Raw genomic sequence first — 15,901 nt, forward strand, 5'->3', positions numbered from 1 at the left:
CGGTACAGCCCTGCGGGGACGGTCAGAGGGACCAGTCGTCCCGGAACAGCGTGGTGCCGCGGCGCGACCCGAGGTAGGAGCCGACGACCGCGACACCGAGGTCGTCGTTCTCCGGAGCGACCACGGTTCCGTCGACCCGCTTCGCCATCGCGTCCACGAACCGTGCGAGCCCCGGGTCGTCGCCGAGCCGGAAGAACGTCGTCTGCGCACCGAGCCGGCCGGCGTTCTCGAGCTCGCGGACGGACAGCGCGATCGTCACCGGGTCCGGCGGGTAGCCGAACCACACCTGCCCGTTCGGCTCGAGGTGCGACGTGGGCTCGCCGTCGGTGACGATGAGCAGCACCGGCTGCGCGGTCGGGTGCTTCCGGAAGTGCCGGTTGGCGAGCAGCAGCGCGTGGTGCAGGTTCGTGCCCTTGTCCCACATGGCGTCGAGGCCGACGAGCTGCTCGATGTCCATCACCTCGGCCTCGCGGCCGAAGGCGATGAGCTGCAGGTCGTCGCCGCGGAACCGGGTCGACACGAGGGTGTGGAGCGCGAGGGCGGTGCGTTTCATCGGGACCCAGCGGTCCTCCATCGCCATCGAGAACGAGGTGTCGACGAGCAGCGCCACGCAGGCCTGCGTCCGCGCCTCGGTCTCCTGGACCTCGACGTCGTCGATCTCGAGCCGCACGCCCGGGCCCATCCGTCCCGACGCCGCGGTGCGCGTGAGGGCGTTCGTGATCGACCGGGTGACGTCCCACGGCTCGGTGTCGCCGTACTGCCACTGCCGCGTCGACCCGGAGGGCTCACCGGCAGCGCCGGACCGTCGGAGGTCCCGGGCGCCCTGCCGGCCGGACATCCGCTGCGCGACGTCCTTGAGCAGGCTCTTGCCGAGCTGCCGCATCGCCTTCGGGGTGAGCCGCAGCTGTCCGTCGGCTCCGCGACGCATCGCCCCAGAGTTCCGGAGCGCCTTCTCGAGCTGCTGCAGCGTCCGCGCGTCGACCGCCGCCTCGGCGCCGAGCTGGCGGGCGAGTGCGTCCAGGTCGAGGTCGTCGAGGTCGGAGCCCGGGCCGGACTGGGCGATCTGGTCAGCGAGGGCGTCGAGGTCGGCGATGTCCTGGAAGACGCCGGTCCCGTCGCCGAGACCGAGCCCCTGGTCGCCCTCCATCCGCTCGGAGCCGCCCCAGTCCTCGCCGGGCCGGAGCGATCGGAGGTTGCCGTCGAGCTGCGCCAGCTGTCCCATCAGGTCCGGGGAGCCGAACGCCTGCTGGGCCAAGGCGTCGAGCTCGTCCCGCTGCTCCTCGGTCATCGAGTTCCGCATCCGCTGCGCCGCCGCCGCCCTCGCGGCGAGGTCGTCGAGCAGTTCCTCGACGTTCTGCGGGTTCGACGGGAAGTACTCGCCGTGCTTCGCCATGAACGCATCGAACTGCTCTTGCGTGTCCGAACCGGCCCGATGCGCCTCGAGCAGGGCGTTGAGGTCGCGCATCATCTCGCCGACGGCGGCACGGTCCGCGTCGGTGGCGCCCTCGAGCGCCTGCTTCATGCCCGCGAAGCGCTGGTCGAGCATCTCCCGGCCGAGCAGGTCCTTGATCTCCTCGTACTTCTGCCGGGCGGTGGGGCTCTTCCAGTCGTAGCCGCTGAGCTCCTGCACCGCGGACGCCGGCGAGGGGGACAGGCTGTCGAGCTGCATCTCGGCGAGGGCGCGATCGCCGTCGTCGAGGTCGGTGTCGCGGGCCAGCTGGCCGCGTTCGGCGAGCACGGCCTCGTCGAGCAGCTGCTTGACCTGCTGCAGGGTGCCGTCGAGGTTGTTGCGGCTCGTGAGCTCCCGGCGACGTTCGGCCACGCGGCGAGCGAGGTCGTCGAGGCCGCGCTGGTCTCGTCCTCCGCGGCGGAGGAACTCCCGGATCGCCCGCTCGGGAGAGGTCCCGCCCATGACGTCCTCGCCGATCGCGTCGAGCGCCTCGGACAGGTCGACCGGGGGAGCGAGGGGATCCGGGCCGTCCTCGTACCTGCCGTACCGGGCGTCGCGCGAGAGCCGCCGGTTCTGCCTAGCCATAGACGGCTTCGCCCCCGCCGGACTCCTTGCTGATCCGCCGAGCCAGGTAGAGCCCTTCGAGTGCGAGCTCGATCGCGCCGGCACGCTCGCCGTCGTCGGTCGCCCCGAGCCGGTCGCAGACCTGGTCGTAGAGGTCGGACTCCCCGATCGAGGGCAGTCCCTCGAGGAAGGCCCGGGCGCTGACCTGCTCGCCGGTGGTCACCATCGTGCCGCCGTCGAGCGCCTCGACCAGGACGGCGAAGTCGAGCCCGCGGAACCGGGAGCGCACCGTCTCGGCAGTGGCCGTCCGGAGCAGGTGCTCGAGCACCTCGTCGGCGCGGTCCTCCTCACCGTTCTCGAACTCGATCTTGCCGCCGAGCACGTCGACCGCCGTCTCGAGGTCGATCGGGCGCGCGACCGCGTGCTCCTCGCCCTGCCGAGCCGCACGGTGCACGGCCGCGGCGGAGACCGTCTCGGCGCCGGCGATCGCGAAGCGGGCGCTGACGCCGCTGCGCTGGTCGACGGCACTCGATGCGCGCAGCGCCCTGGTGAACCTGGCGAGGATCTCGATGAGCGCACCCGGCACGTCGGCGGCGAGCTGCGCCTCCTGGCGGATGACGGCGATCTCGTCCTCGAGCTCGATCGGGTAGTGGGTGCGGATCTCGGCCCCGAACCGGTCCTTCAGCGGCGTGATGATCCGGCCGCGGTTCGTGTAGTCCTCCGGGTTCGCGCTGGCGACCACGAGGACGTCGAGCGGCAGGCGCAGCACGTAGCCGCGGATCTGGACGTCGCGTTCCTCCATCACGTTGAGCATCGCGACCTGGATGCGTTCGGCGAGGTCCGGCAGCTCGTTGATGGCGACGATGCCGCGGTGGCCCCGCGGGACGAGTCCGAAGTGGATGGTCTCGGGGTCGCCGAGGCTCCGACCCTCGGCGACCTTCATCGGGTCGACGTCGCCGATGAGGTCCGCGACGCTCGTGTCCGGCGTCGCGAGCTTCTCGACGTAGCGGTCGTCGCGGTGCCGCCAGTCGATCGGCATCGCGTCACCGAGGTCCTCGGCACGTCGGATGCTCGCGGTCGTGATCGGTTCGTACGGGTGCTCGCCGAGTTCGGAACCGGCGATCACCGGCGTCCACTCGTCGAGCAGGCCCTGCAGGGTGCGGAGCAGGCGGGTCTTGCCCTGCCCGCGTTCGCCGAGCAGGACGACGTCGTGGCCCGCGATGAGGGCGCGTTCGAGCTGGGGGACGACGGTGGTGGCGAAGCCGTGGAGGCCGGGCCACGGGTCGCGGCCCTCGCGGAGGGCGCGGAGGAGGTTGTCGCGGATCTCGGCGCGGACCGACTTCTGGACGTGACCAGAGGCGCGGAGCTCGCCGACCGTTCTGATGGCAGGTCGGGTCACCTCTTCGAGGGTACGCCCGTGCTGTGGACGCGACCAGGGGGCGGACTGGAGGCGCGGCGCGCTCCCGACCCGCGCCTCCAGTCCGCTTGTGGGTTTTCATAGCAATTGCAATGATTGGGGTCCCGGCGTCGGAGCCGGATCGGTCTAGGGGGATCCGGCTCCGCGCCCGGATCGCTCGTTCCGGCCGGGAACCGTCGCGGGGTCGTCGGCGTACGGTCCCCTTTCGTGAGCAGTGCGACGAACGGGGCGATCAAGAGCCTGGTCCCCGCCAGGATGGACAGACTGCCGTGGACGAAGTTCCACTGGAGCGTGGTGGTGGGCCTCGGGGTCTCGTGGGTCCTCGACGGGCTCGAGATCCAGATCGTCTCGAACGCCGGGTTCCAGGCCGACCTCGACCTGTCCACGCAGCAGGTGGCGTCGCTCGGGACGATCTACCTGTTCGGGCAGGTCATCGGCGCGCTGGTGTTCGGGCGCATGTCCGACCGGTTGGGCCGACGGAAGCTCTTCATCCTCACGCTGGCGATCTACCTGATCGGCTCCGGCATCGCGGGCCTCGCCCAGGACTTCTGGTTCCTGGCGGCCTTCCGGTTCGTCGCGGGGCTCGGCATCGGCGGTGAGTACGCGGCGATCAACTCCGCGATCGACGAGCTCATCCCGTCGAAGTACCGCGGGCACGTCGACATCGCGATCAACGGCACCTACTGGGGCGGCGCGGCGCTCGGCGCCTTCGCCAACATCTACCTGCTCGACACGGCGTACTTCGCCGAGGACATCGGATGGCGCATCGGGTTCTTCCTGGGCCCGGTGCTCGGCATCGTGATCATCTTCCTGCGGCGGCACATCCCGGAGAGTCCGCGGTGGCTGATGACGCACGGGCGCGAGGAGGAAGCCGAGGCCACGGTCTCCTCGATCGAGGAAGCGGTGGAGAGGTCGACCGGCTCGCGTCTGCCGGACGTCGATGACTCCAAGGCGATGACGGTGACGCCGCTCGACCGCGTCGGCTTCCTGACCATCGTGCGCGTGCTGTTCCGGCAGTACCCGACCCGTACCCTCGTCGGCGCGACGATGATGATCACGCAGGCGTTCCTCTACAACGCGATCTTCTTCACCTATGCACTCGTGCTCACGAACTTCTTCGGACTGAAGACCGCGCAGACATCGATCTACTTCTTCCCGTTCGCGATCGGCAACCTGCTCGGACCCCTCATCCTCGGGCGCCTCTTCGACACCTGGGGTCGTCGGCAGATGATCTTCTCCACGTACCTGGTCTCCGGGATCGTGCTCGCGACCTCCGCGTTCCTGTTCCGCGCCGATGCGATCAGCGCCGGCGTGCAGGTCGTGTTCTGGTGCGTGTCCTTCTTCTTCGCCTCTGCCGGCGCCTCCAGTGCGTACCTCACGGTCAGCGAGATCTTCCCGCTCGAACTGCGGTCGCAGGCGATCTCGTACTTCTTCGCCCTCGCGCAGATCTTCGGGGCGATCGCTCCGGCGATCTACGGCGCGTTCATCGGTGACGGGTCGTCCCGGGAACCGCTGTTCTGGGGGTACCTGCTCGGGTCGGCGGTGATGATCGGCGGCGGCGTCGTGGCGTTGATCTTCGGGGTGGATGCCGCGCGCAAGGGGCTCGAGGACGTCACCCAACCGCTTTCCGTCCTGACCAAGGAAGCGGATCGGGCGCGGAAATAGTATTCCGTATACGAAGTGTTTAGCGCGGCCGTCTCCTGCCTGTCATCGTGCTCGCATGGCACTCCTCCACAGGGCGACAGCAGCCCGCACGGTCCACGGTCCGTCCACCTCCGGAAGCGGCGGCGTGGGCCGTGCGTGATCCTGGCGACATGGAGCGACCACTGAACCGTCCGGGTGGCAGCGACGACGACCCGAACGGCATCCGGCGGAGCCTGTTGCGCGACGCCGTCTTCGCGCGGCTGCTCGACAACGTCCTGCGTGGCGTCTACCGCCGTGGGCAGCGCATCCGACTCGACACGATCGCGGCCGACATGCGGGTGTCGCGGACGCCGGTGCGCGAGGCGCTCGTCCCCCTCGAGACACTGCGCCTGGTGACCGTGCAGCGCTACGTGGGCGTGGTCGTCGCGCACTGGACCGTCGATCACATGATCGAGCGGGTCCGGATCGCTCGGACGATGATCACCGAGCCCTCGTCCGGTTCGGCCTCGTGCGCGGACCGGTTCGACGTCGCGTGGCTCCGCGAGTGCGCGACCGAGGGTGGGGCGTTCGTGGAGCTCGGGGCGTGGTGGCTCCGTCGGAGCGGAGCAGCCGTCAGTGCCGACTGGCTCCTGTCGCAGCGGGCCGTCCTCGACGCGTTCTTCACGGACGACGTGGCGCTCGCGAACGGCATCGACGCGGTCGTGGCTCGACGGCAACGGCGGCTGATCGCCGAACGAGCGACCGTCGCCGCCGAGCGGGACGCGCTCGACGAGTGCGCGGCGGCGCTGGTCGAACTCGCGGACGCACTGATCGCACTGCCCGAACGGTTCCGGTCCGCGGCATGAGGACTCAGCGGGGATTCGGGGGGTGCTCGCACTGAATCGCCAGGTCCGACCATGGCAGGGTGGTCCGGTTGTCGTCCCCGCGGCCCGGCACGGACCGGACTCGCGCGGAACGCCCCGGCGCCCGACAGGGTGGGCGCTGCCCGCGTGCCCGACCGGTCGGGCCCGCACCGTGTCCGCACACGACAGGAGTGCCCGTGAACGACGTCCGCGACCGATCCCACCGACTCAACCGAGCGACCGGGATCGCACGGCACGGACGCCTCCGCCACCACCACCCCGTCGGTGCCGTCGTGAAGGTGCTGTCCGGCGTCGCCGCGGTCGCCCTCGTCAGCTCGGCATCCGTCGCCGCGATCGCCGCGAAGCAGGTCACGGACGACCTCGGTGACGGCGTGCAGATCCAGGGGCAGTCGTCGCCCGAGGTCAAGGGCTCCACCGCGCTCAGCTCGTACAAGGGTGGCTTCAACATGCTCGTGGTCGGGACGGACAACGACCCGGAGCAGGGCACCGCGTACGGCGAGCGTGATGCCACCCTGAACGACGTCAACATCCTGCTGCACGTCTCCGCCGACCACACGAACGCCACCGCGGTGAGCATCCCCCGCGACCTCGTGACGCCCATCCCCGGCTGTGAGAAGACCGACGGGTCCGGGACGACGCCCGCGATGGCGGCGCAGCCGATCAACGACGCGTGGGGCGAAGGTGGTCTCAACTGCGTCGTGCAGACCGTGCAGGGGCTGACCGGGCTCGACGTGCAGTACTCGGCGGCGGTGTCGTTCAAGGGTGTCATCGAGATGTCGAACGCGATCGGCGGCGTCCCGGTGTGCGTCGCGCAGCCGATCCACGACCGCTACACGGGGCTCGACCTGCCGCAGGGCACCTCGACGCTGCAGGGTGACCAGGCGCTCGCGTTCCTGCGCTCCCGGCACGGGGTCGGCGACGGTTCCGACCTCGGGCGGATCTCGAGCCAGCAGGTGTTCCTGTCGTCGCTCCTGCGCACGGTGAAGTCGAACGACACCCTGACCTCGCCGACCACGCTCTACAAGCTCGCCCGAGCCGCGGCGTCGAACATGCAGCTGTCGCAGAGCCTCAACGACATCGGCACGATGGTGCAGATGGGCAGGGCGCTGCAGGACCTCCCGCTCTCGCAGGTCAACTTCGTGCAGTACCCGGGGACGACCGGCGGCACGGGGGTGTACTCGGGCAAGGTGCAGCCGTCGACCGAGCTCGCGACGCAGTTGTTCACGAAGATCAAGGCCGACCAGTCGTTCTCGCTCGGGGCGGACAGCACCGGGATCGGGTCGGAGAGTGCGGCGTCGGCCGGGCAGGGTGCGGCGGACGGGTCCGGTTCGTCGGGCGCGGCATCGACCGCCACGGGTTCGTCCGCGGCGGCGTCCGGCGCTGCCGGTTCCGGCGCTGCGGCGTCCGGCACTGCGGCGTCCGGCGCTGCCGGAACGACCGGTTCGACCGGGTCCGCCGGCGACACCGCGGCGTCCGGGTCCGGGTCCGCGTCGGCGCCGGCATCGTCCGCGGACACCCCCGCCGCGACGGCCCCGTCCGAGACGATCGACGGCCTGCAGGGCCAGTCCGCCGACGAGCAGACCTGCTCGAAGGCCTTCGGTTCCTGACGCCGCCCGTCCGGCGTGCGGCCCGGCCCCGGCCCGGCCCCGGCCCGTCGCGCGAAAGCGACAGATTGCCGCCGTACAACCGCGTGCATCTGTCGCTTCGGCGCAACGGTCCGGGACTCGTGCCGCGAGAGTGTCGCTTCGGCGCAGCGGTCCGGGACTCGTGCCGCGAGAGTGTCGCTTCGGCGGAGGGGCAGTGCGGGGACATGTCCCGCCAGAGTGTCGCTCTTGCGGAGAGACCGCGGGCACCGAGAACCGGGGGCGTGATGAGCGGCGCCACGAGGTCGCTCCCCGGCCGAGCGCCGCACGATCGGGCGCCACGGGCTCGGCAGCAGGGAGCGACGTCGGTGCTGTGTCGCGACGACGGGGCAGGACCCCGGAATGTGATGGCCGCGTCTCGACGATGCTATTGACCGGGGTACGGCGGGACAACCCCCGGCTGTCCCCACTTCGGGGGACCGGACCGAGCGGTCCGCGATGGCCGAGGTCGAGACCACGCTCGACCTCCTGTATGGTGGTGGCAGTGCTCGCGAGAGCGCCTGGAGACGTCGCATAGTCCGGCCGAGTGCACCACCCTGCTAAGGTGGAGTCCCCTTTGAGGGGACCGAGGGTTCAAATCCCTCCGTCTCCGCACCACACGAAACCCCGGTCCCGTCGGACCGGGGTTTCGTCGTTCCGGGTCGAGTGGACGCTTCCCGGACCACGTGCCGGTGCGGCGGTCAGGCCCGCGGGGGAGCGGTGGTGGCACGCACCACGAGGGACGGCGGCACGAGCGTCCGCGTCGGCTCGGCCGGAGCGTCCGCGCCGATGCGTTCGACGAGCCGCGCCGCTGCGAGTCGCCCGACCTCGTCGTTGTGCGGGTCGACGGTCGTCAGGCGGAGCAGGGGCGATGCGGCGAGCGGGGTCTCGTCGTGGCCGATCACCGAGACGTCCTCCGGTACTCGGAGGCCGGCCTCCTGAACGGCGGCGATCGCACCCATCGCCATGACGTCGTTCGCGGCGAACACGGCGGTCAGGTCCGGGTGGGCGGCGAGCGCGCGGCGGGTGCCCTCGTACCCGGTCTGGTCCGACGTCGGGCCCGCGCCGTACACCAGCGGCTCGATGCCGGACGCGGCCATCCGGGCGACGGTGGCCTCGCGGCGGACGCGAGCCGGGCCTCCCGAACCGGTGATGTGGACGAGCCGCCGGTGGCCCAGGTCGATGAGGTGTTCCGCTGCCAACCGGGCGCCGGCGGCCTCGTCGGAAGCGACCACGTCGAGTCCGCTCGGGACGTCGTCGCGTTCGCCGGCGACGACGACGGGGGTGCTGGCGGGTACGACGAGATCGGGGAACCCCTCGGCGGCGAGGATGACGCCGTCGACCCGGAGCGACACGAGGTCGTCGAACGGCGAGGAGTCGAGGTGCGCGTTGGCGCGCGTGTCCGCCAGGGTGAGCCGGAGTCCGTGCGGGGCGAGGGCCTCGCGCACGCCGTCGAGCATGGGGACGTACCAGGGGTTGCGGAAGTCGTCGACGACGACGCCGATCGTCCGGGTCCGTGTGCCGGCGAGGATCGCGGCGGCGCGGTTCGGGCGGTACCCGAGCTCCGCGGCTGCGGCGAGGACGGCGGAGCGGCGGACCTCGGACACGCCGGGATCGTCCCGCATGACCATCGAGACGAGCGACTTCGAGACGCCGGCGCGGGTCGCGACGTCGATGATCGTCGGCGGTCGGGACACGCGGCTCCTTGACAGGACATGGGCTGGCGGAGCTACAGTCTAGCGATAGCGTCTGGAACGTTCCAGAACACGCAGCACACCTTCTCGAAGGAGAGAACATGAGCGACAGCATCGGCGTCGCCGTCATCGGCGCGGGCATGGCGGGCAAAGCCCACATGGCCGCCTGGCGGAACGCCCCGTCCCTGTTCGGATCGACGCTCCCGCCGGTGCGGCTCGTCTCGATCGGCGACGTGTACGAACCGCTCGCCGCCCAGGCCGCGCGACGCTTCGGGTACGCCCGGCACGACACCGACTGGCGGGCGATCGCCGCCGCGGACGACATCGACGTGGTGAGCGTCGTCGTGGCGAACACGCTCCACCGCGAGATCGTCGAGGGGCTCCTGGCCGCCGGCAAGCACGTCCTCTGCGAGAAGCCGCTCGCCGACTCGCTCGAGGACGCCCGCGCGATGGCCTCCGCCGCCGACGCGGCCGCCGCCCGGGGCCAGACGGCGCGCGTCGGCTTCACCTACCGTCGCGCCCCCGGCCTCGCCGCGATCAAGCAGTTCGTCGAGGACAGCACGCTCGGCCGTGTCCTGCACGTGTCGGGCCGGTACTGGACCGACTACGGCTCGTCGCCCGAGGTGCCCTTCTCGTGGCGTTTCGCCGGGGCTCCCGGCACGGGCGCCCTCGCCGACGTCGGCTCGCACCTGACGTACGTCGCGGAGTTCCTCGCCGGGGAGGTCCGGAGCGTCAACGGCGGCCTCTTCACCACCACGATCACCGAACGCCCGGTCGCCGCCGGCCACGTGCTGCGCGGACAGCAGGCGCAGTTCACCGGCGAGGTCGCCACGGTCGATAACGACGACTACGCCACCTTCAACGCCCGGTTCGGCGGCGGCACGGCGGTCGGCTCGCTCGAGGTCTCGCGCGTCGCCGCAGCGCACCCGAACGGGCTCGTGATCGAGGTGTTCTGCGAGAACGGCGCCGCGCGGTGGGACCAGGAACGCCCCTCCGAGATCGGCCTCGCGCTCCGGTCCGACGGCTCCCGGCTCGGCGGGTACCGCCAGGTCGTGCTCGGTCCGGAGCACCCCTACGTCGCCGGGGGTATGGCGATGGACGCGCCCGGTGTCGGCTGGGGGCAGAACCAGATGTTCGAGTACCAGGCACGGGCCTTCCTCGACGAGGTGACGGGCAACACGACCGACCCGCTGCCGGCGAACGCGACGTTCGACGACGGTGTGCACAACATGGAGGTCCTCGACGCGGTGGCACGGTCCGCCGCGTCCGGCGGAGCATCCCTCGACGTCCGAACCACCGAAGGAGCGAACGCATGAAGCTCGGCCTGTACAACGCCATCTTCCACGACCGACCGCTGGCCTCGGCCATCGAGGCGATCGCCGGCAACGGACTCACCGGCATCGAGCTCAACACCGGTGGGTTCCTGCCGCCGGTGCACGTGCCGAACGTCGACGAGATCCTCGTCGACGACGGTGCGCGCGACGCGTTCCTCGCGCAGTTCGAGGGCACGGGCGTCCGGATCGCCGGCCTCAACTGCAACGGCAACCCGCTGCACCCGAACCCGGAGATCGGGCCGGAGCACGCGGAGGACGTCCGCCGCAGCATCCGGCTCGCCGCGCGGCTCGGGCAGGACCGGGTCGTCACGATGTCCGGGCTCCCCGCCGGCGAGCCCGGCGGTGTCCGGCCGAACTGGATCGTGAACGCCTGGAACTCCGCCGCCCTCGACGTCCTGGAGTACCAGTGGAGCGTCGCCGTGCCGTTCTGGCAGGAGATCGACGCCCTCGCCCGCGAGCACGGCGTCAAGGTCGCGCTCGAGCTGCACCCGCAGAACGTCGTCTTCAACCCGGCGACGATCCGTGAGCTTGTGGAGCGTGGTGGTCTGACGAACATCGGCGTCGAGCTCGACGCGAGTCACCTGTTCTGGCAGCAGATGGACCCGGTGGCGGTCGTCCGGGACCTCGGGCCGCTCGTGTTCCACGCCGCCGCCAAGGACGTCCGGGTCAACCCGCACGCGGCGATCAACGGAGTGCTCGACAACTCGTTCCGTCGCCTCTCGCCGGACGAGCCGCGCACGAACCTCGGCGGCGACGAGTGGGCCAACGAGTGGCCGAAGCCGTCCGCGTGGGACTTCGTCGCGCTCGGCAAGGGCCACGACGAGGCGTACTGGTCGCAGTTCCTCGAGGCGCTGCACGAGGTCGACCCGGAGATGTGGGTGAACATCGAGCACGAGGACACCGAGCTCGGTCGTGACGAGGGCGTCGCGGTCGCCGCCGAGGTCCTGCGCGCCGCGGACGCAGCGCTGGCAGCACGGGCCTGAACCGTCGGCGCGGCTCGTCCGTCGGACGCGGGCCGGACTGGAGGCGCGGTGCGGGTGGGTCGACCGGCTCACCCGCACCGCGCCTCCGGTGTGTCCGCCGGCCCAGTCGGTGACGCATCTTCCGGGTCCTGTCACCGCGCCGTTGTAGCATGCACGACACCTGTCCCGAGCCGAGGAGGCCTGCGTGCCGGAGCCGACCGACCCCGCCTTCCCGATCGACCGCATCCGCGACGTCGGCGACGACGTCATCGCTGCCGTCTCGACCGTGATCGACGGCAAGACGGAGGCCATCCGCACCGCGCTCACGGTGATGCTGGCCGAGGGGCACCTGCTCGTCGAGGACGTCCCCGGCGTCGGCAAGACGGTCCTGGCGAAGGCGCTCGGCGCATCGGTCGGCGGCTCGGTGAACCGCATCCAGTTCACCTCGGACATGCTGCCGTCGGACGTGACCGGTGTGAACATCTTCGACCAGTCCTCGGGCACCTTCCGGTTCTCGCCCGGGCCGGTGTTCGCGAACGTCGTGATCGGCGACGAGATCAACCGCACGAGCCCGAAGACCCAGTCGGCGCTGCTCGAGGCGATGGCCGAGGCGCAGGTGACGGTCGACGGCGTGACGCGGAAGCTGGACAGCCCGTTCATGATCGTCGCCACGCAGAACCCGATCGACATGGAGGGCACCTACCCGCTGCCCGAGGCCCAGCGCGACCGCTTCATGGCACGTCTGACGATGGGGTACCCGAGCGCCGACGCCGAGCGGCAGATGCTCACGAACCGCGGCGGCGGAGACCCGCTCGGGCACCTCCGCGCGATCGTCGACGTGAACACGCTGCGCGACCTGATCCAGTCGGTCCGCACGGTGCACGTCGCGCCCGACGTCGAGGCGTACATCGTCGCGATCGTCCGGGCCACCCGCACCCACCCGGACATCGTCCTCGGTGCGAGCCCGCGCGCCACGCTGCACCTCGCCCAGGCAGCCCGCGCACACGCCGCGCTCCTCGGCCGTCCCTTCGTCACCCCGGACGACGTCGCGACGCTCGCGCCGGTGATCCTGGCCCACCGACTCGTCCCGGTCGCCCGCGGCCTCGGCGGGACCGGCGACGACACCGTCCGCGAGATCGTGGTCCGCATCGTGTCCGACACCGTCGTGCCCTTCACGGCCACCCCCGTCCGCTCCTGATGTCCGGGTCCTCGGCGCCGTCGTCGTTCGCGTTGCGCGTCGGCTCCGTGCGCTCCGGGGTCCTCCGCTCCGGGCGCCGGGGACTGTCGCTCCTGCGCCGGACACCCTTCCCACGTCCGACGATCCGGGGGTGGACGGTCATCGCGGTCGGCATCGGGCTGGTCGGCGGGGGCCTGGTCGGCACGACGAGCGTCGCCGTGTCCGCCGGGCTCCTGCTGCTCGTGCTCGTCGTGCTCGGCGTCGTGATGGCGTTCGTCGTTGCCGCTCCGCTGCGCGGCAGCCGTAGTACGGCACGCGCGATCGTCCAGGTCGGCGAGGTCTACCGGGAGCGCATCACGCTGGGCGGGACGAGTCTGCCGATCGGGCCACGGTCGACGCTGCTCGTCCGTGAACAGCTCGACGACGCCCTCGTCAGCGTGTCCGACGCCGAGACCTACGCCGCCGTCGGCCCGAACGTCCCGCCGGCGGTGCTCGACGTCGAGGCCCTGGCGGTGCACCGCGGTCGGAGCCTCGTCGGCCCGGTCACGATCCGCGTCGAGGACCCGTTCGGCCTGCTCCGCGTCGACCGGCCGGTGGTCGCGGCGGAAGAGGTCGTGGTCGTCCCGGCGACGACACCCCTCGCCGCGATCGACACCGGCGCACTCGCCGGTGCCGTCTCCGCCGACGAGGGCCGGGTCGGGCAGGGCGGTTCGGCGGACGACAGCGAGCTGCGTCCCTACCGCCCGGGCGACCCGATCCGCCGCGTGCACTGGGCCCAGAGCGCCCGCCGCGGGGAACTCCACGTCCGGCAGACCACGCAGGCGCAGCCGCCCGAGGCCGTCATCGCGCTCGACGTCCGTCGTGAGTCGTACCAGCGGCTCGGGCGCGACGACCTCGCCGAGCTGTCCGACCTCGGCGGCGACGCGGCCTTCGAGCACGCGGTGGTGGTGGCCGCGAGCGTGGCGCGCGCCCTGGCCGCGCGGACGTCCCGCGTGCTGCTCGTCAGCGACGGCCCGTCCGGCAGCACCCGGCACGCGGGGGACGCCGGCGGTCTGACCGACGTGCTCGTGGGACTCGCGGACGTCCGGGTGCGCTCCGACGCCCGCGAGGTCACCGAGGTCCTGCCGGACGTCCGCGGCCGGGACGTGCACGGCATGACCGCCGTCGTCACCGGGAACTGCACCGCCGAGCAGGCCGCCGAGCTCGTCTCCTCCACGACCGGTTCGAGCCGCGGGATCCTGGCGACCATCGTCCCGCCGGACCCGGTGGTGCGGGGGATCCTCGACCGCGGCGGGTGGCGCGTCCTCGTGGTGCCGGTCGCCGGTGCCCACGCGCCCGGGAGCATCCGGTGAGCGGCGTCCAGACCCGACCGGCGGCGCCGTCACGTGCCGAGGCCCGCCGGGGCCCCGGTCGGACCGTCGACCGCCCGGATGCGTCGAACCCCTGGGTGGTGGCGGTCGCCCCCGTGCCCGTCCTCATCGCCGCGCTCGCCATGCGCCCGCTCGTGCAGGGCATCGCGTGGTGGGTGTCCGGTGTGCTCGTCGCCGCCCTCCTCGTCGGCACGATGCTGGCCGTCCGGCGCCGCGCCCCTGGCATCCGCTTCGTCGCCCTCGTGGCGGCGCTCGTCGTCTGCTCGTGCGCGGCCGCGGTCGTGAACGACGTCCAGCCGCTCGGCTGGCTCGACCGGGACGGCGCCCTCGGGGAGACCCTCGCCGCGATCCGGCTGAACCCCGCGCCGTTGCCGCAGTCCGACGCGATCCGGCTCATCGTCACGGTCGCGATCGGGTGGGTGGCGGGCGTGTCCCTGTTCCTCGCGGCCGTGGCCCCGACCGCCGCGCTCGCCGCCGCCCCGGCCCTCGTGATCCTCATCGTCCCGGGCATCGTCACCGGTTCCCCGGCGGCACCCGGACTCGTCATCGCCACGGCGGTCGCGTTCCTCGCGCTGCTCTGGCTCTCGGTCAGGCCGGTCCAGCGTGCGCTGCCGGCCGCGGTCGTCGGCGCGATCGGACTCGTCGTCGCCGTGGGACTGCCGGCGATCGTGCCGCTCAACGCCGGCTGGCTGTCCGGGGTCACCGGGGCGATCCAGTCGCCCGTGCAGCCCGGACGTCCGGGCACGCTGCTCAACCTCGGGCAGGACCTCCGGCAGCCGAACGAACTCGAGGTGTTCCGGTACCGCTCGTCGGACGGGCAGCCCGAGTACCTCAAGCTCGCCGACCTCGACGAGTTCGGCACGGGGGACTGGGTGCCGACCACGACCGACGCGAGCAAGTCCCAGACCGCCGACCAGCAGCAGTGGGCCGTCGGCATCAACCCGCGGCTGTCCGCGCGGGGCGACGTCACGATCCGCGTCACCGGCCTGTCCAGCAACTACCTGCCGGTCCCGTCCGGAGCGGTCTCGATCGAGTCCCGGTCGACGAACCTCGACCTGTCCCAGTGGCGGTGGATGGGCGACTCGAGCACGGTCCGCTCCACCGGCCCGGCGACGCCGCGCGGTGCCACGTACGAGGTGTACGGCGCGTCGACCTGGTCGGGTGAGTACCTCGACGCGATCGCCGCCTCCGGGTTGCTCGGGCGGGCGGACGGCCGTGGCTTCGCGACCCCCTCGGCGGCCCAGATCCGCACCGACCTGGCGCTGCCCGACAACCTGCCGAACAGCATCGCGAGGACGGCGCAACGTGTCGCCGGGACCGCGGGCACCGACTACCAGGAGGCCCGTGCGCTCGAGCAGTGGTTCCGCAGCGACCTGTTCACCTACTCGGAGACCGCACCCGTCGAGCAGGGCTACGACGGCGACAGCATGGACGTCATCGCGAAGTTCCTGCAGGTGCGCGAGGGGTACTGCGTGCACTTCTCCTCGGCGATGGCGGTGATGGCCCGCACGCTCGGCATCCCGTCCCGCATCGCCGTCGGCTACCGCGCGGGCGCGACCCAGGCGGACGGCGAGTACACGGTCTCGAACCGGCAGCTGCACTCCTGGCCCGAGCTGTACATCGACGGCGCCGGCTGGGTCGCCTTCGAGCCGACGCCGGACTCCGACCAGGCGGCCACCTCGTCGACCGAGGCGACCTCGACCCCGTCGGCCGCTGCGCCCGAGACGCCGCTGCCCGCGCCGGACCGGTCCGCGCCGGCCGGGTCGGCGACGCCCACCCCGAGCGCGTCCGCGGCGCCCGGGGC

The 15,901-nt window shown here is 71.9% G+C and carries 11 protein-coding genes and 1 tRNA gene; 9 read left to right on the plus strand and 3 right to left on the minus strand.

Annotated elements, in window-relative coordinates:
* Positions 1 to 22: 22 nt before the first annotated feature.
* Positions 23 to 2,035 carry a vWA domain-containing protein gene (locus tag HP507_RS13325; RefSeq protein WP_175352272.1) on the minus strand — a complete coding sequence of 671 codons (2,013 nt, stop codon included), beginning with the start codon at positions 2,033 to 2,035 and terminating at the stop codon, positions 23 to 25.
* On the minus strand, positions 2,028 to 3,413 hold the full coding sequence (locus HP507_RS13330) for a MoxR family ATPase (RefSeq protein WP_175352273.1): 1,386 nt from the start codon (positions 3,411 to 3,413) through the stop codon (positions 2,028 to 2,030). The genes HP507_RS13325 and HP507_RS13330 overlap by 8 nt, the downstream gene beginning before the upstream one ends.
* 225 nt (positions 3,414 to 3,638) lie before the next feature.
* On the opposite strand from HP507_RS13330, the gene HP507_RS13335 reads away from it, so the two are divergent.
* The 4 genes from HP507_RS13335 to HP507_RS13350 all read left to right on the plus strand — a co-directional run bounded on the left by HP507_RS13335 (position 3,639) and on the right by HP507_RS13350 (position 8,173).
* Positions 3,639 to 5,096 (plus strand): MFS transporter, encoded by a 1,458-nt coding sequence (locus tag HP507_RS13335; protein ID WP_333781361.1) that lies wholly within the window; start codon positions 3,639 to 3,641, stop codon positions 5,094 to 5,096.
* 149 nt (positions 5,097 to 5,245) lie between these two features.
* The gene (locus tag HP507_RS13340) at positions 5,246 to 5,920 is read left to right on the plus strand and encodes a GntR family transcriptional regulator (protein WP_175352274.1); all 675 of its coding nucleotides are present in this window, start codon (positions 5,246 to 5,248) and stop codon (positions 5,918 to 5,920) included.
* A gap of 194 nt (positions 5,921 to 6,114) precedes the next feature.
* Positions 6,115 to 7,545 (plus strand): LCP family protein, encoded by a 1,431-nt coding sequence (locus HP507_RS13345; RefSeq protein WP_271207269.1) that lies wholly within the window; start codon positions 6,115 to 6,117, stop codon positions 7,543 to 7,545.
* Between the two features lie 538 nt (positions 7,546 to 8,083).
* Positions 8,084 to 8,173, plus strand: a tRNA-Ser gene (locus HP507_RS13350).
* Positions 8,174 to 8,261: 88 nt separating this feature from the next.
* On the opposite strand, the gene HP507_RS13355 is transcribed toward HP507_RS13350, so the two are convergent.
* Entirely contained in the window at positions 8,262 to 9,257 is a 996-nt protein-coding gene (locus HP507_RS13355; RefSeq protein ID WP_175352275.1) for a LacI family DNA-binding transcriptional regulator, read from the minus strand.
* A gap of 98 nt (positions 9,258 to 9,355) precedes the next feature.
* On the opposite strand from HP507_RS13355, the gene HP507_RS13360 reads away from it, so the two are divergent.
* From HP507_RS13360 to HP507_RS13380, 5 genes are all read left to right on the plus strand, one after another.
* Positions 9,356 to 10,570 (plus strand): Gfo/Idh/MocA family protein, encoded by a 1,215-nt coding sequence (locus HP507_RS13360; protein ID WP_175352276.1) that lies wholly within the window; start codon positions 9,356 to 9,358, stop codon positions 10,568 to 10,570.
* Positions 10,567 to 11,571: a sugar phosphate isomerase/epimerase family protein gene (locus HP507_RS13365; RefSeq protein WP_175352277.1), complete on the plus strand. Its 1,005-nt coding sequence runs from the start codon at positions 10,567 to 10,569 to the stop codon at positions 11,569 to 11,571. The genes HP507_RS13360 and HP507_RS13365 overlap by 4 nt, the downstream gene beginning before the upstream one ends.
* Positions 11,572 to 11,755: 184 nt before the next feature.
* Positions 11,756 to 12,748, plus strand: coding sequence for an AAA family ATPase (locus HP507_RS13370; RefSeq protein WP_271207268.1), 993 nt, complete (start codon positions 11,756 to 11,758; stop codon positions 12,746 to 12,748).
* Entirely contained in the window at positions 12,748 to 14,079 is a 1,332-nt protein-coding gene (locus HP507_RS13375) for a DUF58 domain-containing protein (RefSeq protein ID WP_175352278.1), read from the plus strand. The genes HP507_RS13370 and HP507_RS13375 overlap by 1 nt, the downstream gene beginning before the upstream one ends.
* Positions 14,076 to 15,901 (plus strand): transglutaminaseTgpA domain-containing protein (locus HP507_RS13380; RefSeq protein WP_175352279.1); only part of this gene is annotated, 1,826 nt, incomplete at its 3' end. The genes HP507_RS13375 and HP507_RS13380, both read left to right, overlap by 4 nt.

The organism is Curtobacterium pusillum, assembly GCF_013359865.1.
GTDB classification, from domain to species: domain Bacteria; phylum Actinomycetota; class Actinomycetes; order Actinomycetales; family Microbacteriaceae; genus Curtobacterium; species Curtobacterium pusillum.